Origin of the sequence: Dermacoccus sp. PAMC28757 (genome assembly GCF_014302635.1) — a bacterium.
GTDB classification, from domain to species: Bacteria; Actinomycetota; Actinomycetes; order Actinomycetales; family Dermatophilaceae; genus Dermacoccus; species Dermacoccus abyssi.
This window is the reverse complement of record NZ_CP060292.1, coordinates 158,170-184,192: the sequence shown is the minus strand read 5'-3', so window position 1 is coordinate 184,192 and position 26,023 is coordinate 158,170. Positions and strand designations below refer to the sequence as shown.

The following is a 26,023-nucleotide window of genomic DNA, read 5'->3' as shown; positions in this document are numbered from 1 at the left end:
AACGAACCTCTGGTGTGACGTGGGCGGGTGGCCGCTCCGGGCTCGGGGCGACCAGCCAAGTTTACGCGGCCGTTCAGGTGTCCGAGCCGGGCACGACGAAGGCCCCGCCCCAGCAGATTGCCGGAGCGAGGCCCTCGTGACCCGAAGGTGAGCGTCAGTGACGCTCGTCGGACGAGTAGCGCTCGTCCTTCGTGAATCCTTCGCCCACCGAGGAGTCGAGGTCGGTGGCGTACACGCCGTCACCGACGCCGCCCTGCAACTGCGGGTTGCGACCGACGCGCGAGTGGCGCTGACCGTATGCGAAGTAAATGATGAAGCCGATGAGGAGCCAGACGGCGAATCGCAGCCACGTCTCCACCGGCAGGTTGAGCATGAGGTAGAGGCAGATCGCCGCCGACAGCCACGGCAGAACCGGGCTGCCCGGCACCTTGAACGGACGCTCGAGATCGGGGCGGGCCTTACGCATGATCGGCACGGCCAGCGAGACGAGGAAGAACGCCGAGAGGGTACCGATGTTCACCATCTCTTCGAACTCGCCGATCGGGATGGTGGCCGCGGCCACCGCGATGAGGAAGCCCATGACGAGCGTCATCGGCACCGGCGTACCCGTCTTGGGGTTCGTCTTGGCCATGCCGCGCGGCAGGAGGCCGTCACGCGACATCGCGTACATGACGCGGGTGGCGCCGATCATGAGGGTCATGACGACGGTGGCCAGACCGGCCACAGCACCTGCGGAGATGATCTGCGCATAACCGGGGTGCCCCGCGTCTCGGAAGGCTGCTGCGAGCGCTCCCTTCGGGTCGATCTTGTCGTACTTCACCATGCCGGTGATGACGAGGCAGACGGACACGTAAAGGATGGTGCAGACGACGAGGGAGCCGATGATGCCGATCGGCAGGTCGCGCTTCGGGTTGCGGGTCTCCTCGGCCGTCGTCGCGACGACGTCGAAGCCGATGTAGGCGAAGAACACGAGGGCGGCACCTGAGATGACGCCCATGACGCCGAAGGCCTGCGGCTCCATGCCGGTGAGGATCTCCCACAGCGGGCGGTGCATCGTCTGCGACTCACCCTCGAGCGGCTGAGCCGGCGGGATGAAAGGGGTGTAGTTCTTCGCGTCGATGTACTGGATACCCATCACGATGATGAACAGCACGATGAAGACCTTGACAGCCACGAGCGCGAAGTTGATGCGCAGCGACTCCTTGATGCCGACGGCGATGAGGCAGGTCAGCGCGGCGACGAGACCGAAGGCGGCGAGGTCGAAGTGGTCGAACCAGCCGGTGCCTCCCTGCAGCTTCTCGGGCAGCTTGAGGCCCCACTCGCCGAACAGGATGTTGAAGTACGCGCTCCAGCCCTGAGCGACGACGCCGGCGGCGAGGATCAGCTCGAGGAGCAGATCCCAACCGACGATCCAGGCGATGAGTTCACCCATCGTCGCGTACGAGAACGTGTAGGCCGAACCCGAGACAGGCACGGTCGAGGAGAGCTCGGCGTAGCACAGCGCGGCGAGGCCACAGCAGACGGCGCCGAGCAGGAACGACAGGACGATGGCGGGGCCAGCCATCGTGGCGGCGGCGCTGCCGGTCACCGTGAAGATACCGGCGCCGATGATGACGCCGATACCGAAAACGGTGAGGTCGAGAGCCGAGAGATTCTTCTTCAGCTGGAACTCGGACGCCTCCGAGTCAGCGATCGAAGCCTCGATCGACTTGGTACGCAAAAGGCTCATAGGAGCGACCTTCCACAGGTGAGTTTTAACCGTGTGAGATTACTCGCCGTCTCGCCATGTGGAGGGTGTGTCCGCATATCGAGAGCGCCGGATGGTCTGTGGGGCGGTCGCGTGTTCGCGGCTCACCGACCAAGCCGAGTCATCGTCCGTGTCGTCCGATTCCTCGCCCACGTCACGAAATTCACCGTAAGCACGGTCACACTCGTCGGCCCAGGGCGGACGGCTGAATGTGACCATTCCGTAAGGATCGGTCTCATCGCTGGAGCGCGGAACCGGTCCGCGGGTGCGACCGGGACGTTCGTCTGTCCCGAATTGCGTGTCGCGCGTGCGAACGCGGACCGGGAGTGTCTTGTTTTCGTGGCGGTACGGGTCGAACACCTCGTCCGAATGATGCGGATGCCGCGAGGGGTGGTCCTCGTCGTCACCGACGCCGAAGATGAGACCGCAGATCTCGCGGTACTTCGAGTCGGGCTCGCTCACGTAGTCGATGACGTTGAGCGCCTGTTCCTGGCCGGCCGACTCGATGACGAACGTGCCGTAACCGAGGATGCGCGCCGCAGGGGAGCGGTTGTACGACATGTCGGTCACCTTGGACAGCGGCATCATCGCGACCTTCTTGAAGAAAAGGCCGTGCAGGAGGATGAGGCGCTTGTTCGTGATGACGAAGGTCTTGTCCCACCACTCGAAGAGGCGCCAGACGAAGTGAAGGAGGAGGACGAGCCAGATCCACCAGGCCGCATTGGTCACCGGGCCCATCCAGGCGGGGGCGCTGAGGCCCGCGACGACGACGAGGACGAAGCCGAGCAGACAGGAGCTGAGGGCGGGCAGGAGCTGCGCCCAGTGCTGCTTCATCTCGAGAACGACGTGCTCGTTCCTGGCGAGGTACCCGGCGACGCTCTCGGACGGGCGGGTCGGGCGCAGCGGGCCCATGGCGTCAGCTCTTGCCGAGCAACGCGTCGAAGAACTCGCCCAGGTTGGTGACCGCGTTGCGCAGGACGTTGCCGATGGAGCGGACGACGTCCGCCGACTGACCGGGCGAGCTGAAGATGGCGTAGATGAGGAACGCGAACAACAAGAACTTCAGGATCGATTTGAAGTTGATCTTGTCCATTTCGATGTCTTCTCTCTCGGGTGGGCGACGCGCCCAAAGAGGGACGGGCAACTCGTGCATTCTTCCAGCGCCTGGGGTATGAGCGAAGAAGGCGCGCCGGGGCACGGATCAGTAGGCTCGCGCCTGTGGATCTGTCGATGACGTTGCGTGAAGCCCTCGAGCGCGAGGCCTCGGGCACGGCGCTCAAGCAGTTGACGACGGCCGTCGAGCGGCTGTCGACGCGTTACCGCGCGGTCGCTGCGGCGTCCGACCCCATCCTCGCCAAGCCGGTCGACGTCCTGGCCTATGCCCACTACCGGATGCCGGCGACGTTCGGCGCGGTGCGCGCCGCGCTGCGGGCGCTCGCGGCATCGGGGGCGTTCGAGGCGGGCTCCGTGCGTTCGCTCGCCGACCTCGGCGGCGGGACGGGGGCCGCGGCCTGGGCGGCCGCTGACGTCTTCGACTCGCTCGAGGAGGTGAGCGTTCTCGATCAGGTGCCCGAAGCACTCGACCTGGGGCAGCGCTTGGCGAAGGCCAGCGGGGTGTCCGCGCTCGCGCGCACCGTATGGCAGGAAGGGCGCGTCGGGTCGTGGAACGTCTCCGTCGGGTCGCCGTCCGCGGGTGGGGCTGACCTCGTCACCGTCTCGTACGTGCTCAGTGAACTGACGAGCGAGCAGGCCGACAAGATCGTCGCCGAGGCGGCTGCTGCGGCGACGCGCGCCATCGTCATCGTCGAACCCGGGACGCCGGACGGCTACCGCCGCATCCTGCGAGCACGCGATCAGTTGCTCGCGGAGACCTGGCAGGTGGCGGCGCCGTGCCCGCACCAAGGCGAGTGCCCCCTGCTGGCGAGGGACGAGCCCGACTGGTGTCACTTCGCGGCCCGGGTGAATCGCTCGTCGGTGCACCGGCAGATCAAGGGCGGCGAATTGTCGCACGAGGACGAGAAGTTCAGCTACGTCGCGATGGTGCGACGACCGGCGCATCTCGCGCAGGGCTTCGCGGCTCCGACCGCCGACGCGTCAGCCAGTGAGCAGCCGACGCGCGTCATTCGGCACCCGCGCAAGAACAAGGGGTTCGTCGAACTGCAGGTGTGCGAGTCGAGCGATGCTTCGAACGCCAGTGGACAGGTGCGCCGCGCCGTCGTGAGCAAGAAGCAGGGCGCGCTCTACAAGCAGGCACGCGACATCGGCTGGGGCGACACGATCGACCTGGGGTGAGCCGTCGCGCCGCCAGTGACGGCGAATCTCAGGCGTCGTTCTTCGCGATGCCGTAGAGGCGGTCACCCGCGTCGCCGAGGCCGGGCACGATGTAGCCGTTTTCGTTGAGTTTTTCGTCCATCGCGCCGGTGACGACGGTGATCGGAACGTTGATGTGCGCCGTGAGCTCGCGCAGCTTCTCGACGCCTTCGGGCGCCGCGATGAGGACGACGGCGGTGATGTCGTCGGCGCCGCGCTCGACGAGGTAGTCGATCGTCGCGGCCAGCGTGCCACCCGTGGCGAGCATCGGGTCGACGACGTAGACCTGGCGGCTCGAGAGGTCGTCGGGCAGACGGTTGGCGTACGTCGTGGCCTCGAGGGTCTCCTCGTTGCGCACCAAGCCGAGGAAGCCGACCTCCGCCGTCGGCAACAGCCGCACCATGCCGTCGAGCATGCCGAGCCCGGCGCGCAGGATCGGCACGATGAGAGGACGCGGCGTGGCGAGCTTGATGCCGCGCGCCTTCGTCACCGGGGTCTCGACGTCGACCTCTTCGACGCGCACGTCGCGCGTGGCCTCGTACGCGAGCAGCGTGACGAGTTCGTCCGCGAGACGGCGGAACGTGGGGGAGTCGGTGCGCTTGTCCCGCAGCGTCGTGAGCTTGTGCGAGATGAGCGGGTGGTCGGCGACGATGACACGCATGGGACAAACTTAACCCGTGGACCTGCCTGCAGCACCTGCCGTCGAGACGACGTATGCGACGTGGATGGCGGACGCCCTCGCCCGAGCGCGCGAGGCGGCGGCTGCGGGGGACGTTCCGGTGGGGGCGCTCGTCGTCGACGAGGGCGGCGCCGTCACCGGTGTCGGCGCGAACTTGCGTGAGGCGGACGGCGATCCGACCGGGCACGCGGAGATCGTCGCGATGCGGCGGGCCGCGACGTCCCGCGGGAGTTGGCGCCTCGACGGCTGCACGCTCGTCGTCACGCTCGAACCGTGCCTCATGTGCGCCGGTGCCGCCGTCCAGGCGAGGCTGCCGCGCATCGTGCTCGGCGCGTGGGACCGCAAGGCCGGCGCGTGCGGTGGGCTGTGGGACGTCGTGCGTGACTCCCGCTCCACGCACCGCATCGAGGTGGTCGGCGGCATCCGCGAAGCCGAGTGTGCCGAGGTGCTCACCGACTTCTTCCACCGCCGCCGCGCCTGACGCAGGAGGCGCCAGAAGTTGGTGACAGTTGGGGTACCTGGTGACGTTCAACCGTCACCAGGTACCCCAACTGCCACCAACTCCGAGTTATCCACAGGGTCGAGATGGCCATGCGTGACAACGTTGCCGAGTCGATCCAGCCTTGAGACATGCCCGCCGCTCCCTTACCGCCGTATCTCGCCCGCCGTCTGGCAGACGGCCTCACCTACGTCACCCGACGTGATCTCGCCTCCGCAGGGATCGACGTCTCAACGCTAAGGGCGTGGCGTCGCGCAGGCTTCGTGACGCCGTACAGCTACGGGGCGTACGGCATCGTAGATCCGTGCGCCGCGGACATGGACCACTTCGCCGCTCGTCGACTTCACCATGTGCGCCGCTGTGAGGCCCTCCTGCAGACGCTCCCGGGGGCGCACCTCATCGGCGGATCCGCCCTCGTGGTTCACCGGCTCGCGGTCCTGCGCTTCCCTGATCGCATCGAAGTGGCGCGCCACCCACGGGTGCAATCGAGGCGCGACGACTTCGTGTGCCGTCGGGCCTGGGGCGAGGCGCCGGAGCAGGTCGATGGGCTGGGTGTGCAGGCTGCCGCTGAGGCCGCCATCGAGGTTGCCGCACACGAAGGTCTGCGGGCGGGTATCGTGAGTGCCGACTCCTACCTGTTCGAGGGCGGAACCCCGGGGGAGCTCGAATCAGCACTGGTCGCCTACGGTCGCAAGGCCGGTGTCGGGCAGGCTCGTGCAGCGGTCGAGCTCGCCGACGGAGCGATCGAATCCGCCGGCGAATCACTCCTGCGGTTGATCTGCCGGGATGTCGGAATCGCAGTGATTCCGCAGGTGGAGATCTGGGACGACGAGTCGCTCCCGTTCGCCCGCGTTGACTTCCTCGTCGAAGGGACTCGTGTCGTCCTCGAGTTCGACGGCATGGTGAAGTACACGCACCCCGAGGCGCTGCGTGCCGAGAAGCGACGCGAAATGCGACTGCGGCGACTTGGCTACGTCGTGGTGCGCTTCACCTGGAGCGACCTGTCGGCGCCGGTTCGGGTGGTTCGAACGATCCGCGAGGCGATGGCTGTCACGCGAGCGGCGTGAAGCCCCCGGAGAAGTTGGTGACAGTTGGGGTACTTGGTGACGGTTGAACGTCACCAAGTACCCCAACTGTCACCATGTGGGCCGGAGCGTGGTGTCAGCCGCGGGCGAAGGCGTCGAAGAGGCGGGCGCCGTCGGCGAGGGCGTCCTCGTCGAGCAGGAACCCCGGGTGGTGCAGGTCGGTCTCCTCGCCCTTGCCGGAGTGGACGCCGAAGCGTAGGTAGACGCCGGGCACGGAGTCGAGGTACCAGGAGAAGTCGTCGCCGCCGGAGGACTGCTCCGCTGTGCCGACACCCTCCTCACCGAACACCGAGACGACGGCCGCGCGCGCCCGCTCGGCGCACTCCTCGTCGTTGATGACCGGCGGAGGCCCCTGGGTGTACGTGACCTCAGCCTCCACACCGAACGTGGCCGCGATCGACGCGACGGACGTCGTGACGAGTTCCTCGCCGATCTCCCACACGTCACGCTTCGCGCTGCGCAGCGTGCCCCACATCTCCACCTTCGCGGGGATGACGTTGACCGCACTGCCGCCGTTGATCGAACCGAACGTCAGCACCGCGCCGGCGCGCGGGTCGACGCGGCGGTCGAGCGCCGCCGTCAGCCCGGTGACGATCTGCGCAGCGGCGAAGATCGTGTCGCCCGTCTCGTGCGGACGGGCCGTGTGACCGCCCGACGACGTCACGGTGATGCCGAAGTTGGCGTTCGAGGAGGTGATGGGGCCGGCGATGACCCCGACCTCACCGGTGGGACGGTGTGGGTCACAGTGCAACCCCATGAGCTGCGTCAGACCGTCGGTGACGCCCTCCTCGACGCACTTCTTCGCACCGCCGGGCTGTGTCTCCTCGGCCGGCTGGAAGATGAGGCGCACGGGCTGCGGGGGCGGGTCGGCCACGAGCAGCGACGCGGCGCCGAGCAGCATGGCCGTGTGCGCGTCGTGCCCGCACGCGTGGCTGACGCCCTCGTTGGCGCTCGCGAAGTCGAGCCCCGTGTCCTCCGCCATGGGCAGGGCGTCGATGTCGGCGCGCAGCCCCACGACGTCCTTCGACGAGGCTCCGTCGGCGGCGGGAACGTCACACCACAGACCGGTGCCCATGTCGAAGCGGTGAACCTTGAGGCCCATGTCCTCGAGCACTGAGGCGACGTAATCCGTCGTCTCGTGCTCCTCGTACGAACGCTCGGCGTTCTCGTGAAGCCACCGCCGCCACTCGACGACCTGCGCGGCGAGGTCGCCCTCCGACGCCTTGGAACCTTTGCCTCGACCGAACATCAGCCCAGTACCTCCTCGAGAAATGCGACGACCCGGTCACCGAGGCGGTGCCGGTTGGCTCTCTTGACGAACTCGTGGCCTTCGTCCTCGAACAGGAGCAGGTCGGTGCCCACCCCGTTCGACTCCAGGACGGCGATGGCCTGACGTGTCTCGTTGACGGGCACGTTGGTGTCGTGCGCGCCGTGGACGAAGAGCACGGGAACGATGACCTCTCCCAGCCCGTGGATCGGCGACAACTCCTGCAGCAGTTCGCGCTCCTGCAGGGGGTGGCCGTACTTCGGCAGAGCGGCGACGGCGATCCACGGCTCGGTGTCGCGGTAGAACGTTTCGAGGTCGCTCATGCCGCAGGCTGCGATGGCGCCACGCCACAGCTCGGGGTGACGCACGAGCGTCGCGAGGGTGAGGTAGCCGCCGTACGAGCGTCCGCTGACCACCATCTTCTCGGGGTCGGAGATGCCTGTCTTCACGAGGTAGGCGACGGTGTCGGCGACGTCGTCGATGGCTGACAGGCGCGAGTAGCGCTCGTCGGCGTGGCTGAACGCACGCCCCTGGCCGGACGAGCCGCGCACGTTCGGCGCGACGACGGTGTAGCCCGCGTCGACGGCCTGACGCAGCACGTTGTTGTAGCTCGGCCGCGACTGCCCCTCGGGGCCACCGTGGAAGTAGACCATCGTCGGCGCGGGCTCGTCACCGCAGCGGTAGACCCACGCCGTGAGCTCGAGGCCGTCGCGTGCGGGGTAGCGCACGAGTTCGGGGACGAACGTCGCGCTGCCGGCGTCGACGAGCACGGTGAGGGGACGTGAGTCAGCCTCGTCGGCCTCGGGGTCGGGCGCTGCCGTTTCGCCCTTCGGCTCCGCGCTGTAGCGCGCGAGCGGGCCGGGCGCACCGATGGGTGGCCTAGGATCCTCGGGCGACAGGTTCGCGCCGGGCTCGTCGCCGGTCCACGTGCCGTGCGCGACGTCCCAGAGCACGACGCGCGGTGGGAACTCGGGGCCCTGCACACAGAACGTGAGCAGCCGTCCGTCCGCGGTGAGGGACGGCGAGGTGACGACGACCTTCGGCAAGCGCGGCGCGGGGAGTTCGCGGGGTTCGCCGTAGCGCAGGTCGAGGATCTGGATGCGGCTGCGACCGTCGTGGTTCCACAGCAGCGTGGCGGTGGACCCGTCACGGCTGACGGAGAACTCGTCGAGATCGGCGTCGGCCCGCGCGGCGAGTTCACGGACGTCGGTGCCGTCGGGGCCGACGCGCACGTCGAGCAGGCGGAAGCGTTCGCCGTGGTGGTCGCTGCGCACGAGGGCTCGCATGACGCCGCTCTCGTGCCCTGCGTCGAGCACGACGCCGGCGTCGGTCGTCGACCCGGGGTCGGGCGGCAGAAGCGGCCACCAGGCGCCGCCGACGTCGACGCGCAGCAACTCGCGGTGGCCACGCGAACCGACGCGGAACAGCGCCACGCCGTCGCGGACGTGGACGAGTTCGCCGCCGACCCGCCGGTCGACGACGCGCACGTCCTGGGTGACGGCGGACAGGACGCGACCTTCGGCCAGACCCGAGTCGTCGATGGCGGTGAGGGCGAGTTCGACGCCGTCCCAGCAGACGATCTGCACGGTCGCGTCGGTGAACTCGAACGGGTTGACCGCGCTCTGGTCGTCCGGGTCGGTGGTGAACAGCCAGATCTCCTCGCGCTCACCACCGTCGGGGCCGACCTCGCAGGCGATCCAGTGACCGTCGTGGGAGTACGCGACGTTGCGCACCGGGCCCGGCGTCGGGATGGGCACGGTGCGTTCGGGGCCGGCACCGACGCCGTCGGGTGTGGCGAGCGGACGCTGCACGGCGTGCGGGTAGCCGTCCTCGTCGATGACGACGGCGGCGAGCAGCTTGCCGTCGGGGGACAGGCACGGGTGAAGTGAGTGGCGGACCGACGGCCGGGCGGGCGAGGTCTCGCTCGTTCGGGGGTTGAAGCTCACGACTTGATCCAGGTGTCCTTCCCGCCTCCACCCGCGGAGACGTTGACGATCATCGTGCCCACCGGAGCGACTCGCGTCATCGCGGTGGGCGCCGTCTGGGCGATCGTGCGCGAGGGGTCGTTCGGGTCGGGGCGTTGCATGACGAAGGCTCGAAGATCGACGTGACTGGGCTCGAATGCTCCGTCGGAGAGGGTCGGCAGTGTGGAGAGCGGGATGATGTCCTGCGCGACGAACCGCTCCGGCGTCTCTCGGATTTCGCTGCGTCGCTCCTCGAGTTCGTCCTCGGAGCACTCGGGACCGACGGTGATGCCGGTGCCGCCGTAACCGTCGATGGGCTTGACGACGAGCTCGTCGAGCCGGTCGAGGACCTCCTCGCGCTGCTTCTCGTCGGAGCACAGCAACGTCGGCACCTGGCCGATGAGGGGTTCCTCGCCGAGGTAGAAATCGATCATGTCGGGCACGAGTGCGTAGACGGCCTTGTCGTCGGCGAGACCGTTGCCGGGGGCGTTGATGATGGTGACGGCACCGGCAGCCATGACGTCGCGCAGTGTCTCGCCGAGCTTGCGCCCGTCGGCGCCCTCGGAGCCGAACAGTTCCTCCTCGCCCATCCGCGGGTTGAGGAGGTGGACGCGGTGGCGATCGTCACCGTCGAGGCGGTAGAGGATGCCGTCGTCGACGAGCAGTTTGCCGGCGGTGACGAGGGTCGCGCCGATTTCGCCACTGACGAGGTTCTGCTCGTACCACGTGGTGTCGGTTTCACCGGGGGAGACCATGCACAGGCCGAGTTCGTCGTCGGCGTCTGCGCCCTCGACGAGAGCTGCTGCCGCGAGGAAGGCTTCGCGCAGGATGGGGTAGGCCTCGCGGGGGTGACGCAGTTTGCCGGGCGTGGGCAGGATCTCGGCGAAATGGTCTTCGAGGATGCGCCGGTTGATGTGGCTCATGCCGAGCCCGCCGGGCATCCGCAGGTTGTCCTCCAGGACGATCCATTCGCCGGCGGAGGGGGAGACGAGGTCGAGCCCGCAGAGGCCGGCGCGGACGAACCCTTCGGGCACCTTGTGGCCGTCCTTGGAGTAGCCGGGCGCGCGGCGCAGGACTTCGCGGTCGATGCGGCCGGCTTTGAGGATTTCGCCGGGACCGTAGACGTCACGCAGGAACAGCTCGTGCGCGCGCACGCGCTGTTCGAGGCCTGCGCTGATCTCCGCCCAGCGTTCGGCGGTGATGATGCGGGGCGCGATGTCGATGGGGTAGGGGCGGTTGCCGTCCTTGGAGTTGATCGTGACGCCCAGTTCTTCGAGGTCATCGGCGGTTTCCCGGAGGCGCGCGGTGAGGCGTTCGGAGCCGAGGGCTTCGATGCGGCCGAGGACGGTGCAGTAGTCGGGTCGCATCTTGGCGTCGTCGGTGACGGATTCATCGTGCACACCCTCGGTGGCGGGGATGTAGTCGCGGTACGCGGAGAACGCGCCGGGAACGCCCTCGTGGGGGCCGCTGTTGGTGGGGTTTTCACCCGCGGACGTCGTCGTCATGCGATGACGCTACAGCGCGTCGCGGTGCGGCGGAAGGAACGCGAAAACTCCGGCGAGTTCAACCGGTCAACGCACCACCACCGATAGGGGATCGTGGGTGTCATGGCCGGGTTGTCGAACGAGCAGCAGGAGAACGTCTGGGCGTTGTGGGCGAAGGGTGAGTCGATCAGGCTCATCGCCCGCACGATCGGCGTCAGCCAAACCCCAGTCCGGACGCTGCTGCGCCGCCATGGCGGAGTGAAACCGCCGCCGCGCGCCCGGAACCGGCGGCACCTGTCGCTGAGTGAACGTGAAGAGATCTCCCGCGGCCTCGCCGCCGGCTTGTCGTGCCGTGTCATCGCCGCTCGGCTGGGACGGCATCACACGAGCATCAGCCGCGAAGTCGCCCGCCACGGCGGCCCCGGCACCTATCGCGCGGCCAGCGCTGACGCGGGCGCGTGGCGCAACGCGCGCCGCCCGAAACCCTCACGTCTTCACCGCGACCCGGCGCTGTCGAGCCTAGTCGCGGCGAAGCTGGAACGAGGGTGGTCACCCACCCAGATCGCCCACTGGCTACGGCGCGAACAGCAGGATTCGTTGTCGCACGAGTCGATCTACCACGCCCTGTACACCGGCCAGATCCGTGCGCCACGACAGGGAAGCCTCCTGCGATCAGGGCGATCCCTGCGCCATGCGCGCGTCGCGAAACCCCGACAACGCCGCGGCGTGTTGCGGAACATGACCTCCATCCACGATCGACCCGCCAGCGTCGAAGACCGGGCCGAAGTCGGCCATTGGGAAGGTGACCTCATCATGGGCCAGCGCCCATCAGCCGTGGCCACCCTCGTCGAACGCTCCACCCGCCTGGTGCGCGTCGTCGCCCTGCCAAACGGGTACAAGGCTGACGCCGTCAGGGACGCTCTCATCGAGAATCTCGCCGACATGCCGCCGCAGTTTCGTCGGTCGTTGACGTGGGATCGCGGCAGGGAAATGGCCTTCCACGACCAGGTGACGCACGCCCTGGGCATGCAAGTGTTCTTCTGTGACGCCCGTTCGCCATGGCAGCGCGGCACGAACGAAAACACGAACCGCCTGCTGCGTCAGTACCTCGCGAAGAACGCCGACCTACGCTCCTTCACCCAGACCGACCTCGACACCATCGCGACGCGCATCAACGAACGGCCCCGCAAGGTCCTCGGCTGGGCCTCATCCCACGACGCCTTCACCGATAGCCTGAACACCATCAATGGTGCGTTGACCGGTTGAACTCGCCCCCGTTATGACGCGTCGTAACACTTCACCCCAAAGGGGGAGAAAAGACCCGCGGCATAAGCGCCGGGTACGGCAACGGGGCCGCAACACTCCTTGAGTGCGCGACCCCGCTGGAAGCGGACTCCCCCGAGTGCTGTCGCACCGAGCGTGGCGGCCTCGCAGGCTCGGCCGCCACGCTCGGTGCGACAGCACGAAGGGAATCACTTCATGACGACGACAGGCGCCTGGCTCTTGCCCTTCTTGGCTTCCTTGGCCTCTTCCTCGGCGCGCTTGACGAGCGCCTGCGGCGGGTGGCCGGCGGACTTGGTGTAGTAGTCGGCTGCGCGACGCTCGGCGTACATCTTGGCGGCGGCGAGGGCGCCGGTGGAGATGGCGGCGTAGATGGCGGCTTCTAGGATGCCGGCGTTCGGGTCCTTGGCGCTGCGCGGGCTCTTGCCGGTGGCGGCCTTCCAGCCCTTGGTCGCGACGGTGGTGGCTGCCTTGCTGGCGACGATTCCGGCGCCGAGGCTGAGTACCTTCCAGACGAGGTTGCCCATGTTGTCTCCCCTTCCAAGGGTGGTCAATGTCTTGTGCCCATATTCGCAGGCGGTGTTGTGTGTTCGCCAGTCGTGCGGGCCGATTGGTCGACGTGTAATGTCGCCTGCGAACGACAGGGGAGCGCACGTTGCGCTGAGATCGTGCCGAGGTAGGGCACTAAACCCTCGAACCTGAACCGGTTAGCACCGGCGGAGGAAGTCGAGACTCACCCGTTCGTGCGCGGCTCGTGCCGCTTGCGGACGTGGTCCCTCACTCGAGGTGAGGAGGACGTCGTGATGAGCAAGTTCCACGTGACCGAGCGGACGGGTGGTTCCCACCCCGTGCCGACGACGGTCGTTGCGCTGGTGGCCGGTGTTGCGGTGTTGGCGACGTCGGCGTGCAGCGTCAGTGACACGAAGACGACGTCGTCGGCGTCAGCGTCGGATGCGAAGAGCAAGACGGTGACGCTCGTGACCCACGAGTCCTGGGCACCCGACAAAGCCGTCATGGACGAGTTCACGAAGCAGACCGGCTACACCGTGAAGGTGTCGAAGTCGGGCGATGCGGGCACCCTGGCCAACAAGTTGGTGCTCGCGAAGAACAACCCGACGGGCGACGTCGTCTTCGGCATCGACAACACGTTTGCTTCGAGGGTGACGAAGGAGGGCGTGCTCGAGCCGTACACGTCGAAGGCTGCTGCCGGGTCGACGTCGACGTACGACCTGCCGGACGGCCAGGGCAAGGGCGTGCTGTCGCCCATCGACACGGCGTCGGTGTGCGTCAACGTCGACGACGCGTGGTTCACGAAGAACAACAAGAAGAAGCCGGCGGGCCTCGACGACCTGACGAAGCCGGAGTACAAGAACCTCATGGTGGCGCCGGGTGCCTCGTCGAGTTCGCCCGGCATGGCGTTCTTCCTCGCGACGGTCGGCAAGTACGGCGAGAACGGCTGGAAGCCGTACTGGACGAAGCTCATGAGCAACGGCCTCAAGCTGACGTCGGGCTGGAGCGACGCCTGGAACGTCGACTACACGGCCGGTGAGGGCAAGGGCAGCCGCCCGATCGTCGTCAGCTACGACAGTTCCCCGGCGTTCACGGTGGACGGCGCGGGCAAGTCGACGACGTCGGCGCTCGGCAACACGTGCTTCCGCTCGAACGAGTACGCGGGCGTCATCAAGGGCGCGAAGAACCCCGAGGGCGCCAAGGCGTTCATCGACTTCATGAACGGCAAGAGCTTCCAGAAGTCGCTGCCGAACTCGATGTACGTCTTCCCGGTCGACTCCTCGGTCGAACTGCCGCCCGAGTGGGCGAAGACGGTGAAACCCGCCGAGAAGACGATCGACGTCTCGCCGGCGCAGATCGACGAGAAGCGTCAGACGTGGCTGACGCAGTGGAAGGACGTCACGTCGAAGTGAGCCGTGACGGCGTGGCTGCGCCGGCAGCACGAGCACGCGCGGGAGCCTCCTCGTTCCCTCGCGTGCTCGTGCTCGCGTTGCTCGCCGCGGTGCCGCTCGTCTTCCTCGGCATCTTCTTCGCGTGGCCGGTTCTCGCGATGGCGGTGCGCGGCGTCACGGGCGACGGTGGGGGCGTTGACCTCGCGGGTGCCTGGGACGTCGTCACCCGCCCGCGCACCCTGCGCGTGCTGTGGTTCACGCTGTGGATGGCGGCGCTCGCGACCTGCTGCTCGGTGGCGCTCGGGCTGCCCGTCGCGCACGTGCTCTACCGCCTGCGGGTGCCGTTGGCGGGGCTGTGGCGCGCCCTCGTCGTCCTGCCGTTCGTGTTGCCGACGGTCGTCGTCGGCGTGGCATTCCGCTCGCTGTTCGCCCCCGGCGGGCCGCTCGCGGCGCTGGGGTGGGACGGAACGTGGCAGCCGGTGCTGCTCGCGATGGTGTTCTTCAACATCTCCGTCGTCGTGCGCACGGTCGGGCCGATGTGGGCCTCCCTCGACCCGCGCACCGCGCAGGCGGCAGCCGGCCTCGGAGCATCGCCCGCCCAGGTCTTCCGGACGGTGACGTGGCCGGCGTTGCGTCCCGCCGTCGTCAGTGCCGCGACGGTCGTGTTCCTCTTCTGTTCGACGGCGTTCGGCATCGTGCTCATGCTCGGCGGGCTGCGTTACGCGACGCTCGAGACCGAGATCTACTCGCTCACGGTCGAGTTCCTCGACCTGCGCGCCGCCGCGGTGCTCTCGACCGTGCAGTTCGTCCTCGTCGCGCTGTTGCTGCTCGGCGCTGAGCGGGCCCGCTCGGGTCTGCGGCGCAGTGATTCCGTTGTGCGCCGCGGCGTCGCGGTGGCCGACGAGCCGCGCCGAGTCACCCGATCCGACGCCCCGGCGCTCGCTGCCACCCTCTTCGCGTTGGCTCTCGTCGTCACACCTCTCTTCACCCTCGTCCTGCGCTCGCTGCGTGACGGCGACGGCTGGTCCCTCGTGCACTACCGCGCGCTCGGCGGAGAACTGGCCGCCCTGGCCGCCCTCTCGGTTTCGTGGCGCATCGCCCTCGACGCGGCTCTGCTCGCGCTCGCGCTCGGCGTCATGGTGTCGGTCGTCGTCTCGTGGCGGGCTCGCACGCCGCGCGGCCGCCGCGTCATTGCGGGCCTCGACGCTGCGTTCATGCTGCCGCTCGGCGTCTCGGCCGTGACGGTCGGCTTCGGTTTCCTTCTCACCCTCGACCGTCCGCCGCTCGATCTGCGCAGCTCGCCGATCCTCATCCCGATCGCGCAGGCCACCGTCGCGCTGCCGCTCGTCGTGCGCACGCTCGTACCCGTGCTGCGCTCGCTCGACCCGAGGTCGCGTGAAGCCGCGGCCGCCCTCGGCGCGAGCCCGTTGCGCGCCTGGATGACGGCCGACCTGCCACACCTGTGGCGTCCCTTCGTCGCCGCGGCGGGGTTCGCCCTCGCCGTCTCGCTCGGCGAGTTCGGGGCGACGGCGTTTCTCGCCCAGCCCGAGTCGCCGACGCTACCGGTGCTCATCTATCAACTCCTCGGCCGCCCCGGCGCGGGCAACTTCGGCGCCGCGATGGCAGCTTCCGTGTTGCTCGCGACGGTGACGGCCCTCGTCATGGCTGCCGTGGAACGCATCGGCGGCAGCGCCGCGGGAAGGATGGACGGATGACGCAGCCCCAGGATCGGGAGGACGCCGGAGGCCTCGAGGTGACGGACGCCCGCGTCACCTTCGCCGGCAACGCCACACCGGCACTCGACGACGTCTCCCTCACGCTGCCGCGCGGGCGCGTGCTCGCCGTGCTCGGCCCGAGCGGGTGCGGCAAGTCGACGCTCCTGCGCGCCGTCGCCGGTCTGCAGGCGCTGGAGGCCGGACGCATCGCCTTCGACGGCACCGACGTGACGCGCGTGCCCACCCACAAACGCGACTTCGCGCTCATGTTCCAGGACGGGCAACTCTTCGGCCACCTCGACGTGGCAGGCAACGTCGCCTACGCGTTGGCGCGACGGGGCACACCCGCTGCCGACCGTGACGCCCGCGTGGCCGAACTGCTCGACCTCGTGGGGCTCTCGGGGCTCGAATCACGCCGTCCGGCAACGCTTTCGGGCGGCCAGCAGCAGCGGGTTGCGCTCGCGCGGGCGCTCGCCGCGCGCCCCCGGCTGCTCCTGCTCGACGAGCCGCTGTCGGCTCTCGACCGCTCGCTGCGCGAACGCCTGGCGGGCGATCTGCGCTCCGTTCTGCTCGCCGAGGGTGCGACGGCCCTCTTCGTCACACACGATCACGACGAAGCGCTCACGGTCGCGGACGACATGGCGATCATGCGCGACGGTCGCATCGTTCAGCACGGCTCGACGCGCAAGGTCTGGGCTCACCCGGTGGACGAGGAGACCGCTGACTTCCTCGGGTTCACCACGCACCTCACCCCGGACGAAGCACAGCGACTCGGCCTCGAACGCGCTGCCTGGGCGCTGCGGCGCGGTGGCCTGCGGGTCGTCGGGGTCGATGTTCCCGGTGCTCTGGCCGGAAGGGTCGTGCGCGTGTCGGCGTCGGGCGAGGCGACGCACGTCAGCGTCACCCTCGACGCGCTGCCGGGACGCGAACTGGAGGCGATCGCCTATCCGAGCGATGACGCGCCGACTGCCGCGACGCTCGACGAGGGCGCGCGTGTCGGAGTCCGCGTCAGTTCCTCGGGGGCGGTGCGCTTCGGCTGAGCGCGCACGAGCGGCGAACCTTCGGGCGCCGTCCACGCGCCGCGGGCGACGAGCACCTCACGCAGCAGGTCCGGTCGGTCGGTGATGACGGAGTCGACGCCCGCGTCGAGGTAGCGGGTCATCTGGGCGCTGTCGTTGACGGTCCACGTCACGAGGCGAAGCCCGGCGTCGTGCGTCATGTCGACCAGGCGTGCGGCGGCTCGCGCATCCGCCATCCACGGGATGCCGCCCAGCCGGGTGGCGATGTGGGCGGCGAACGCGCCGTGAAGCACGCGCCGCGGGGCTCGGGTGCCCGTCTTCGCTGCACCCATGAGCGTCAACAGGCCGCGCCAGCCGAGCGAACGCGCGCAGCCGGTCGTCTCGGCGACATCGCGCAGCCAGGTGTCTCGGCCGTCGGCGACGCAGACGCGCTCGGCACTGCGCGTGCGGCGCACGGCGTCGACGAGTGGGGCCGCCGCGCGCACCGTCTTGAGATCGATGAGGAAACTCGCATCGGGAGAGGCGTCGAGCAGGGTGTCGAGGCGCAGGATCGGCTCACCGCCAACCCGGACGGCGCGCAGTTCCTCCCACGTGAGATCTCGCACACGCGCGTCGATCCCGGCCGTTCGCGCGAGCGTCGCGTCGTGAAAGGCGAGCGCAACACCGTCCTTCGTCACCTGGACATCGGTCTCGAGCAGGCGCAGGCCGAGGGCGTGCGACATCTCGAACGCGGCGAGGGTGTTCTCGGGCGCGAGGCCGGCGCCGCCCCGGTGGGCGACCGCGATGTCGGTGAGGCTCACGTGCTCACCGTCGCCGACGCCGTCAGCGACACGCCAGGGGCTTCACCGAGAGTTTCCCGGACGTTGCGCGACCCTTCCGCGCGGTGCAACGTGCCCTCCGACCGCAGGGGCCGGAGGGCACGTGGGGAGAGCGACGGATCAGCTGCGCTCGGGGTAGCGCGAGTGCTCCGGGAAGTTGCCGTAGAGCATCTCGCCCTCGGGCCCCTCGGTCACGGCCTGCACGAGCAGTTCGCCGCCGACGAAGCAGCCGAGCCACGAGGCGCCGTACCCACCGAACGGCTCGGCCTTGTCGCCGCGCGAGCGGGGCTTGTTGATGCCGACCTTGAACGCCTGCAGTTCGCGCGCGAGGCGTCGTGCGAGCACCTCGTCGTCACAGGCCAGGCTCGCCACGAGCGCACCGTTCGACGCGTTCATCTGGGCGAGCAGCTCGGCCTCGGTGTCGACGACGACGATCGTGTCGATCGGGCCGAACGGCTCGGCGTGCATGAGCGAGCTGGCCGTTGCGGGCGACAGCAGCGTCGTCGGGGCGACGTAGGCCGAGGTGTCCTGGCCCTCGAGGAAGCGCCCGCGCGCTTCGACGTCGGCACGGTAGATCGGCACGGCGCCGCGGTGCATCGCGTCGTCGACCTGCTCGCTCAGCTCGCGGGCCTTGGAGGCGCTGATCATCGGGCCGAAGTCGAGTTCCGGCAGATCGTCGTCGTCGTTCTCGACGGCCAGCGGGTGGCCGAACTTCAGCTCCGACACGATGGGCAGGTAGATCTCGAGGAACGTGTCGACCAGCTCGCGTTGCACGACGTAGCGCGGGTACGCGGTGCACCGCTGCTTGCCGTACTCGAAGCCCTTCTTGAGGTGGGCGGCCAGGCCCTCCCAGTCGGAGAAGTTCCAGATGCCCCAGGCGTTGAGACCCTCCTGCTCGAGCATGTGGCGCTTGCCGGTGTCGACGAGCTGCGCGGCGATCTTGCCGCCGTTCGAGCGTCCACCGACGAAGGCCATGGCACCGATCTCGGGTGAGCGCACGAGCACCTCGGAGAGGTCGGCGCCGCTGCCGGAGATGAGCGTCGCGGGCAGTCCCTCGCGCGCCATCATCGCGTGCGCGAGCGTCAGGCAGGTCGCGCCGCCCTGCGAGGGCGTCTTCGCGATGACGGCGTTGCCCGCGAGCATCTGCACGAGCTCGGAGTGCACGAGCACCGACATCGGGTAGTTCCAGCTCGCGATGTTGCTCACCGGCCCCTCGAGCGGGCGGCGGCCGCCCATCATCGAGTCGATCTCCTCGACGTACCAGCGCACGCCGTCGAGGGCGCGGTCGACATCGGCGCAGGCCAGGCGCCACGGCTTGCCGATCTCCCAGGCGAGCAGCAGCGCGAGGTCGTCGCGCACCTGGGTCATCGCCTCGACGGCGGCGAGGACGCGCTTCTTGCGCTCGGCCAGCGGAACGTCCTGCCACTCGCGGTGCTGTTGCGTCGCGGCGTGGACTGCGGCCTGAGCCTCCTCGACGGAGAGCTTCGGCAGGTTGATGAGCGAGCTGCCGTCGACGGGGCTCGTCAGCATCTCGTCGGTGCCGTTGGAGAGCCACTCACCACCGACGAGGTTCTTGAGGCGGCCTTCGCCGAAGGCCTCCGGGGCGGCGGTGGCGGCGCGGTCGAGGACCGAACTCCACTCGGTGCCCGGCTTGACGTGCAGGGCGTTGGGCAGGGCGGCGAGCGCTGTGTCGTGCTCGGCGGGCAGGGCAGTCATGGGGACTCCTCACGCGTGAAGGGTGCGCAGGACGGCCACTCGAGCGAGTCACGAAACACGTGATCCGGGTACGCGTGAGCGGCCATCAATTGGGGTTAATCGAACGCCGGGATCGCGGTGGGCGATAAGGGCGGACATCCCGACGAAGGCGGGATGCTCGTCGATCTCCTGGCCAAGTGGGTGCATGACGTTCCGGAGCAATGTCGACGAAGTCGTGCCGGGCGCCTCGAAACGTGGGAGGCGTCGTGCACGGCCTGTGCTTTGCAGTGCCACGACTGTAGCGAGCCGATTCGATTCTGTGTGCCGAATCGCGACAATCGGCGCTGTCGCGCCGACGATGCTGGGGCGGGTCGCCGCAGCAGATCAGCCCTTGAATCAGCCCTTGCTCGGCATCTCGCGCACGGTGAGGCTCTGCGCGATGCGCCCGACGGGGCCGTGGATGTCGTGCAGCGTCGTCATCGTCACGCCGAGGCCGCTCTCGCCCATGGCAACCGTCGTGTCGAAGCCGGTGGCCGTCGGGTCGGGCCGGCGGAAGAGGTGGACGGTGAGGTCGACGTTTGGGAACATCCACTCGCGCGGGTCGACTCGGACGGCAATGCCGTTCGCGCCGTCGATGACGCACAGGAAATGCGTCGTCGGGCTGATCTCCTCGCCGAGGACGCTCGGCAGGTCGGTGCGCAGCCACGTGCGGTTGCGGCCCGGCACGTAGCCGGGAGGTGCGTCGAAGCGCTCGACGGAACGGATGAAGCCGCCGGGCCACATCTGCCCCATGTCGACTCGCTCGCACTCATTCATGGGAGGCAGCGGTTCGAGGTCGGCGCCGGCGACCGGCGAGGAATCTTGAACCGACAGGCGCCACGCGCGCGCCACGATGATGAGGCGCCCGTCGACACTGAACTCGGCCTCGACGAGTTCGATCGTGCGGCCGGCGCGGATCGTGCGCACGCGCACGTGGGTGGGACGCAACGGGATGAAGCCGTAGACGTCGAACGTCACCTTCGCGAGCTGCATCCCCTCACGCGGCTCGTGACGCTCGATCTCGTGCACGATGAGCCCGGCCGACGCCGCGAGGTGCTGCTCGGCCTCGTTCCACGCACCCTGGACGTGGATCGTCGGCTCGAACAGCCGCCCACCGTCGTGCTCGCCCAGCGGGACGAAGTATGCGTCGACGTCCTCGCGGGGCGTGAACTCGGCGGTTTCGGGGGAGGTGCTCGCAGCCATGCTCACACCCTAACGGCCCCCGACGTGGCGCAGACCACACCCCCGGTTCGGCCTCGAACACGCGCGAAGCGCGGGTGGGAGGACGCATCCTCTCACCCGCGCTTCACGCGGTGCTCACCTCAGGCGACGCCGAGGTAGGCCTCCTTGATGGCCGGGTCGGCCTTGAGTTCGCGGCCCGTGCCGGCGCGCGTGATCGAACCCGTCTCGAGCACGAACGCGCGGTGCGAACGGCTCAGCGCCTGGTTGGCGTTCTGCTCCACGAGCAGAATCGTCGTGCCCTGCGCGTTGATCTCCCTGATGATCTTGAAGATCTGACGGATGTACTGCGGCGCGAGACCCATCGAGGGCTCGTCGAGCAGGAGCAGCTTCGGGCGTGCCATGAGCGCACGCGCGATGGCCACCATCTGCTGCTCGCCACCGGACATCGTGCCGCCGAGCTGGTTCTCGCGCTCCTTGAGGCGCGGGAAGAGCTCGAAGACGCGGTCGTAGTCCTCGTCGATGCCGGCCTTGTCCTTACGGCCGAAGGCGCCCATGCCGAGGTTCTCGCGCACCGTCATGCCGGGGAAGACACCGCGACCTTCCGGTGCCTGGCAGATGCCGAGGCCCGGACGCAGGTGCGGCTTCACCTTCGTGATGTCCTCACCCTGGAACGTGATGTTGCCCGACGACGGCGACAGCAGACCGGAGATGGTCTTCATCGTCGTCGTCTTGCCCGCACCGTTCGCGCCGATGAGGGAGACGACCTCGCCCTCCTCGACGGTGAACGTCAGGCCGTGCAGTGCCTGGATGCGTCCGTAGTGCACCGAGACATCGTTCAGCTCAAGCAAGCTCATCGTCGTCGTCCTCCTCGTCCTCGCCCAGGTAGGCGGTGATGACCTTCGGGTCACTCGTGACCTCGGCCGGTGTGCCGTCCGCGATCTTGCGCCCGAACTCGAGCACGACGATGCGGTCGGTGACGCCGGTGACGAGCTTCATGTCGTGCTCGATGAGCAGGACGGTGTACCCGTCGGCGCGGATGGTACGGATCAACTCCATGAGCTGTTCCTTCTCCGCCGGGTTGAAGCCGGCCGCCGGCTCGTCGAGGCACAGCAGCTTCGGCTCAGTGGCGAGGGCTCGAGCGATCTCGAGACGACGCTGGTAGCCGTAGGGCAGGTGCTTCGCGAGACGCTCGGCCGAGTCGGAGATGCCGACGAACTCGAGGAGCGCTGCGGCGTGGTCGACCGCGTCCTTCTCCTCGCGGAAGTGACGCGGCGAGCGGATGAGCGCACCGGGCACCGAGGTGCGGTGACGCGCGTCGAGCCCGACGACCACGTTCTCGAGCGCCGTCATCTCACCGAACAGACGGATGTTCTGGAAGGTTCGGGCGATACCGGCGCGGGTGATCTTGTGCTTGGCCAACCCGTTGAGGCGCGTGTCCTCGAGGATGACGTCGCCGCTCGTCGGCTTGTAGACACCCGTCATCGCGTTGAAGCAGGTTGTCTTGCCGGCACCGTTGGGCCCGATGAGGCCGAGGATCTCACCGCGGTGGATGTCGAACGAGACGTCGTCCAGGGCGGTGAGGCCGCCGAACTTCATCGTCAGGTTCTTCACCTCGACGAGCTTCTCGCCGACACCGACGGCGATGTCACGGTCGGTGGAGATGACCTTGGCGACCTCGAGAGGAACACCGGCCTCGGCGAGGTCGTCGAGCTTGACGCCCTTCTCCCTCACCTTCTCCATGCTGCTGCCGATGGCTGCGAGCTCTTCCTCGACGGCGGGCGTGTTCTGCTCGTTCGTCATTTCTCGTCAGCCTCCTTCTCGGTTGCGAGGTTCAAGGTCTTGGAATCCCCTGCGAACGGGTTGTCCTCGGACTCGGGGGCAACGATTTCCTTGCCGGTGGCCTTCTGGTACGCGCGCTTGGCGTACGTCAGCAGGTGCATACGAGCCGGCATGAGGCCCTCGCTGCGGAACAGCATGAGCAGGATGAGTGCGATACCGAAGATGAGGTACTTGTACTCGGCGATGCCGGTGAAGCGCACCGGAAGGTACGCGACGATGGCGCCACCGATGGCCGCACCCACCTTGTTGCCGCTACCACCGAGGATGACGGCGGCGACGAACAGCATCGAGGTGACGACGTCGAACTTCGCGTTGTTGACGAAGCCGATCTGACCGGCGAACAGCGCGCCGGAGAGGCCACCGAGACCGGCGCCGAGCGCGAACGCCCAGACCTTGTACTTGAACGTGGGCACACCCATCGTCTCGGCTGCGTCCTCGTCCTCGCGGATGGCGATCCAGGAGCGGCCGACGCGCGAACGCTCGAGGTTGCCGACGAGGATCATGACGAGCAGGAGCACGGTGAGCGTCAGCCAGTACCAGGGCAGACCGTTGCTGTTCGTGAACAGCGGCGTGCCGTCGGACGCGGTACCGGGGGGAGCGCCGACCTTGCTGAAGCCCTCCTGGCCACGCATGGCCGGGATGATCGTGGCGAGCAGGCGGACGATCTCACCGAAGCCGAGCGTGACGATGGCGAGGTAGTCGCCGCGCAGACGCAGCGTCGGAACACCGAGCAGCACACCGAAGATCATCGTGACGATGACCGCGACCGGCAGTGTCCACAGGTAGGGGATCTTGAGGTAGGGGCTGTCGGGGCTCGTCAGCATGGCCGCGACGTAGTTGCCGACCGCGAAGAACGCCACGTACCCGAGGTCGAGCAGACCCGCGTAACCGATGACGATGTTGAGGCCGACCGCGATGAGAGCCATGCGCGCCATGTCGAAGCACGCGATGGAGAAGTCGGAGCCGCCGCCGTCGGTGGAGATGACCGGCGGGTTGAGCACCGGCAGGAGGTAGAGCGCCAATGCGACGACGATGAGCGCTGCCCATTGCTGCCAACGCTCCAGCATGTGCCAGCGCTGCATGAACGTGACCTTGTCGGTCTTCGTCGTCTCGGACGACTCGGCGACGGTGCTCATGCCTTGCTCCTTCCGAGGGTCTGGCCGAGCAGACCCTGCGGGCGCACGACGAGGACGAGGACGAGGACGGCGAAGACGACGACCTGCGACCAGTTGGAGTCACCGAGCAGGAACGGCGCGTAGTTGCTGATCACACCGATGACGAGACCGCCGACGAGGGCGCCGCGGATGTTGCCGATACCACCGAGCACGGCTGCGGCGAACGCCTGCAGGCCGAGGAGGAAGCCACCGTTGTAGATGACGCCCGAGGGCACCTTCATGACGTAGAACAGTGCGGCTGCACCGGCGAGGAGACCACCGATGGCGAACGTCGCGAGGATGATGCGCTCGGAGTTGACGCCCATGAGCGTCGAGGTTGCCGGGTCCTGCGCGACGGCGCGGATGCCGCGGCCCGTCTTCGACTTCGCGATGAAGCGATCGACCGCGATCATCATGACGACGGCCGCGATGATGATCGTCAGCTGCTGGCTGTCGATGATGGTGCCGCCCAGGTCGAAGATCGGCTTCGGCGTGAACATCGTGACGGCCGGCTCCGCGTTCTTGCTGTGGAAGGCGAAGATCGCGTACTGGATGACGAAGCTGACGCCGATCGCGGTGATGAGGAAGACGAGGCGGGGCGCGTTGCGCTTGCGCAGCGGCTTGTACGCGAGGCGCTCGACGGCGACGGCCGTCGTACACGACGCGATCATGCCCACGATCATGGCGAGCAACAGGTTGAGGATGATCGGCCCGATGCCGAGGTTCGGCGGTGAACCGTTGAAGCCGAGCGCCGAGAGCGTGAAGATCACGCCGTACGCGCCGACGATGAACACCTCGGAGTGGGCGAAGTTGATGAGGTTGAGCACGCCGTAGACGAGCGTGTAACCGAGGGCGACGAGCGCGTAGATGGCGCCGAACGTCAGACCGTCGATCGTGGCCGGGCCGAGGTTGGAGATGAGGGCGTTCCAGTCGAAACTGAGCCACTGCGTCGAACCCGACTCTGCCATGGGAAGCAGTGCACTGAGCATGGTGATGCTTTCGTACTCACCGGCAGACGCCGCCCGCACTGGGCCCGATCAGGGCTGGCGGGCGGCGTCGACCGTGGTGGGTGGAGCGGATCAGATCTTGCCGATGGGGACGATCTTGCCGCCCTCGACCTTGTAGCCGTAGACGTCGGGCTTGGCGAGCTCGCCCTTGTCGTCCCACTTGTAGTGCTTGCTCAGGCCGTCCTTGTCGTAGGTCTTGACCCACTCGAGGAGCGACTTGCGGTCCGTCTTGCCGGCGTCGATGCCCGCGAGGAGCACGGTGGCGGCGTCGTAGCCCTCGATGGAGTACGTGCCGGGAGCGGCGTTGTTCGCGGTCTTCTTGTAGGCGTCGTTGAAGTCCTTGATGAGCTCACCCGGGATGCACGGGCAGGTGAAGTACGCGCCGTCCGAGGCCGAACCGGCCTGCTTGATGAACTCGTTGTCCTTCACGCCGTCCGGGCCGACGAAGCTGCCCTTGAAGCCCTTGGCGCGAAGCTGCTGCGCGAACGGCGAGGCCTCCGCGTAGTAGCCGGCGTAGAACACCGCGTCCGGCTTGGCGTTCATGATCTTCGTGACGGTGGCCGAGAAGTCCTTCTGCTTGGTCGTCACCTTGTCGGAGCCGACCTGCTTGTCGCCGAGGGCCTTCGTGGTCTCGCCGCCGAGGCCGACACCGTAGGGCGAGTCGTCCTGCACGACGAAGACCTTCTCGGCCTTGAGCTTCTCGGTCATGAGCTTGGCGGCAGCCGGGCCCTGGACCGAGTCGTTGCCGAGGCCGCGGAAGAAGGTCTTCCAGCCCTTCGTCGTCAGCTCCGGGAGCGTGGCGGCCGGCGTGATGTGCACGAGGCCCTTGCTCTCGAAGATGTTGCCCGTGGCGTTGGACTCACCCGAGAACGGCAGACCGACGACACCGACGACCTGCGACTTGTTGGCCATGGTCGTGACCGGGCCCGGCGCCTTGTCGGGGCTGCCTTCGGTGTCGAGCTTCTCGAACTTGACCTGGCAGTCCTTGTTCGCCTGGTTGTGCTCGTTGATGGCGGTCTGGATGCCGTTGTAGATGTTGACGCCGAGCTGGGCGTTGTCGCCCGTCACAGCGCCGACGTAACCGATCGTGACGTTGGAGCACTTGGCCTTGCCGTCACCCTTGGGCATGACGGGCGACTTGGGGGTGTCGACCGTCTGGACGGCCGGGAGGTTGACGCCCGAGGCGCCACCGCTCTCGGAGGAGTTCGAGGTCTTCGAGCTGTCGTTGGCGCACCCGGTGAGGGCGAGTGCGGCAGCCGCGCCGAGGCCGGCGACACGGTAGGTGAGCTTTGCGTTCACGGTGGTTTCTCCCACGCAGAAGGGGCCGAAAGGCGACCC

The 26,023-nt window shown here is 68.1% G+C and carries 23 protein-coding genes and 1 riboswitch; of the genes, 7 read left to right on the top strand and 16 right to left on the bottom strand.

The window, feature by feature from the left end:
• Positions 1-154: 154 nt before the first annotated feature.
• From H7F30_RS00825 to H7F30_RS00815, 3 genes are read right to left on the bottom strand one after another with little or no spacing between them, the layout of a single operon-like run.
• Positions 155-1,729 carry an APC family permease gene (locus H7F30_RS00825; protein ID WP_187036139.1) on the bottom strand — a complete coding sequence of 525 codons (1,575 nt, stop codon included), beginning with the start codon at positions 1,727-1,729 and terminating at the stop codon, positions 155-157.
• A 39-nt stretch (positions 1,730-1,768) separates the two neighbouring features.
• Complete coding sequence (locus H7F30_RS00820; protein WP_187036137.1) at positions 1,769-2,659, bottom strand: PH domain-containing protein; 891 nt, start codon at positions 2,657-2,659, stop codon at positions 1,769-1,771.
• A gap of 4 nt (positions 2,660-2,663) precedes the next feature.
• Positions 2,664-2,840, bottom strand: a complete 177-nt coding sequence (locus H7F30_RS00815) for a hypothetical protein (RefSeq protein WP_165357884.1) — start codon at positions 2,838-2,840, stop codon at positions 2,664-2,666.
• Between the two features lie 125 nt (positions 2,841-2,965).
• Here H7F30_RS00815 and H7F30_RS00810 point away from each other — a divergent pair, with 125 nt between their 5' ends.
• A complete protein-coding gene (locus H7F30_RS00810; protein WP_255464907.1) occupies positions 2,966-4,039 on the top strand; it encodes a small ribosomal subunit Rsm22 family protein in 1,074 nt (357 codons plus the stop codon).
• 28 nt (positions 4,040-4,067) lie between these two features.
• Here H7F30_RS00810 and upp read toward each other — a convergent pair whose 3' ends face one another.
• Complete coding sequence (upp, locus tag H7F30_RS00805; protein WP_129663991.1) at positions 4,068-4,718, bottom strand: uracil phosphoribosyltransferase; 651 nt, start codon at positions 4,716-4,718, stop codon at positions 4,068-4,070.
• Between the two features lie 64 nt (positions 4,719-4,782).
• On the opposite strand from upp, the gene H7F30_RS00800 reads away from it, so the two are divergent.
• The gene (locus H7F30_RS00800) at positions 4,783-5,217 is read left to right on the top strand and encodes a nucleoside deaminase (RefSeq protein WP_129664367.1); all 435 of its coding nucleotides are present in this window, start codon (positions 4,783-4,785) and stop codon (positions 5,215-5,217) included.
• A gap of 149 nt (positions 5,218-5,366) precedes the next feature.
• Complete coding sequence (locus H7F30_RS00795) at positions 5,367-6,302, top strand: DUF559 domain-containing protein (protein ID WP_187036135.1); 936 nt, start codon at positions 5,367-5,369, stop codon at positions 6,300-6,302.
• Positions 6,303-6,396: 94 nt separating this feature from the next.
• Here the strand turns inward: H7F30_RS00795 and H7F30_RS00790 are convergent, their stop codons facing one another.
• From H7F30_RS00790 to H7F30_RS00780, 3 genes are read right to left on the bottom strand one after another with little or no spacing between them, the layout of a single operon-like run.
• Positions 6,397-7,569 (bottom strand): amidohydrolase, encoded by a 1,173-nt coding sequence (locus H7F30_RS00790; RefSeq protein ID WP_187036133.1) that lies wholly within the window; start codon positions 7,567-7,569, stop codon positions 6,397-6,399.
• Positions 7,569-9,533 carry an alpha/beta fold hydrolase gene (locus H7F30_RS00785; RefSeq protein WP_222617823.1) on the bottom strand — a complete coding sequence of 655 codons (1,965 nt, stop codon included), beginning with the start codon at positions 9,531-9,533 and terminating at the stop codon, positions 7,569-7,571. Before H7F30_RS00785 ends, H7F30_RS00790 begins: the two co-directional genes overlap by 1 nt.
• Entirely contained in the window at positions 9,530-11,056 is a 1,527-nt protein-coding gene (locus H7F30_RS00780; protein ID WP_187036131.1) for a circularly permuted type 2 ATP-grasp protein, read from the bottom strand. The genes H7F30_RS00785 and H7F30_RS00780 overlap by 4 nt, the downstream gene beginning before the upstream one ends.
• A gap of 102 nt (positions 11,057-11,158) precedes the next feature.
• Between H7F30_RS00780 and H7F30_RS00775 the strand changes: the two genes are divergently transcribed.
• Complete coding sequence (locus H7F30_RS00775; protein WP_187036129.1) at positions 11,159-12,301, top strand: IS30 family transposase; 1,143 nt, start codon at positions 11,159-11,161, stop codon at positions 12,299-12,301.
• A gap of 206 nt (positions 12,302-12,507) precedes the next feature.
• Here H7F30_RS00775 and H7F30_RS00770 read toward each other — a convergent pair whose 3' ends face one another.
• On the bottom strand, positions 12,508-12,843 hold the full coding sequence (locus tag H7F30_RS00770) for a DUF4235 domain-containing protein (protein WP_129663999.1): 336 nt from the start codon (positions 12,841-12,843) through the stop codon (positions 12,508-12,510).
• Between the two features lie 105 nt (positions 12,844-12,948).
• Positions 12,949-13,058, top strand: a riboswitch (TPP riboswitch).
• A 61-nt stretch (positions 13,059-13,119) separates the two neighbouring features.
• Here H7F30_RS00770 and H7F30_RS00765 point away from each other — a divergent pair.
• From H7F30_RS00765 to H7F30_RS00755, 3 genes are read left to right on the top strand one after another with little or no spacing between them, the layout of a single operon-like run.
• Positions 13,120-14,238 (top strand): thiamine ABC transporter substrate binding subunit, encoded by a 1,119-nt coding sequence (locus tag H7F30_RS00765; protein ID WP_187036126.1) that lies wholly within the window; start codon positions 13,120-13,122, stop codon positions 14,236-14,238.
• Entirely contained in the window at positions 14,202-15,932 is a 1,731-nt protein-coding gene (locus tag H7F30_RS00760) for an ABC transporter permease (RefSeq protein ID WP_370562750.1), read from the top strand. Before H7F30_RS00765 ends, H7F30_RS00760 begins: the two co-directional genes overlap by 37 nt.
• A complete protein-coding gene (locus tag H7F30_RS00755) occupies positions 15,929-16,972 on the top strand; it encodes an ABC transporter ATP-binding protein (RefSeq protein ID WP_187036124.1) in 1,044 nt (347 codons plus the stop codon). The genes H7F30_RS00760 and H7F30_RS00755 overlap by 4 nt, the downstream gene beginning before the upstream one ends.
• Here H7F30_RS00755 and H7F30_RS00750 read toward each other — a convergent pair.
• The 8 genes from H7F30_RS00750 to H7F30_RS00715 form a co-directional block, all read right to left on the bottom strand.
• Positions 16,876-17,751 carry a glycerophosphodiester phosphodiesterase family protein gene (locus tag H7F30_RS00750; protein WP_187036122.1) on the bottom strand — a complete coding sequence of 292 codons (876 nt, stop codon included), beginning with the start codon at positions 17,749-17,751 and terminating at the stop codon, positions 16,876-16,878. The two genes, H7F30_RS00755 and H7F30_RS00750, sit on opposite strands and share 97 nt — an antisense overlap.
• A gap of 138 nt (positions 17,752-17,889) precedes the next feature.
• Complete coding sequence (locus H7F30_RS00745; RefSeq protein WP_187036120.1) at positions 17,890-19,485, bottom strand: aldehyde dehydrogenase family protein; 1,596 nt, start codon at positions 19,483-19,485, stop codon at positions 17,890-17,892.
• A gap of 375 nt (positions 19,486-19,860) precedes the next feature.
• On the bottom strand, positions 19,861-20,706 hold the full coding sequence (locus tag H7F30_RS00740) for a thioesterase family protein (protein WP_187036118.1): 846 nt from the start codon (positions 20,704-20,706) through the stop codon (positions 19,861-19,863).
• Positions 20,707-20,825: 119 nt separating this feature from the next.
• Entirely contained in the window at positions 20,826-21,539 is a 714-nt protein-coding gene (locus tag H7F30_RS00735; RefSeq protein WP_187036116.1) for an ABC transporter ATP-binding protein, read from the bottom strand.
• The gene (locus H7F30_RS00730) at positions 21,526-22,485 is read right to left on the bottom strand and encodes an ABC transporter ATP-binding protein (RefSeq protein ID WP_187036114.1); all 960 of its coding nucleotides are present in this window, start codon (positions 22,483-22,485) and stop codon (positions 21,526-21,528) included. The genes H7F30_RS00735 and H7F30_RS00730 overlap by 14 nt, the downstream gene beginning before the upstream one ends.
• Positions 22,482-23,660 carry a branched-chain amino acid ABC transporter permease gene (locus tag H7F30_RS00725; protein WP_187036112.1) on the bottom strand — a complete coding sequence of 393 codons (1,179 nt, stop codon included), beginning with the start codon at positions 23,658-23,660 and terminating at the stop codon, positions 22,482-22,484. The genes H7F30_RS00730 and H7F30_RS00725 overlap by 4 nt, the downstream gene beginning before the upstream one ends.
• Positions 23,657-24,646 (bottom strand): branched-chain amino acid ABC transporter permease, encoded by a 990-nt coding sequence (locus H7F30_RS00720; protein ID WP_227484350.1) that lies wholly within the window; start codon positions 24,644-24,646, stop codon positions 23,657-23,659. Before H7F30_RS00720 ends, H7F30_RS00725 begins: the two co-directional genes overlap by 4 nt.
• Positions 24,647-24,757: 111 nt before the next feature.
• Positions 24,758-25,984, bottom strand: a complete 1,227-nt coding sequence (locus H7F30_RS00715) for a branched-chain amino acid ABC transporter substrate-binding protein (protein WP_047310546.1) — start codon at positions 25,982-25,984, stop codon at positions 24,758-24,760.
• Positions 25,985-26,023 lie beyond the last annotated feature (39 nt).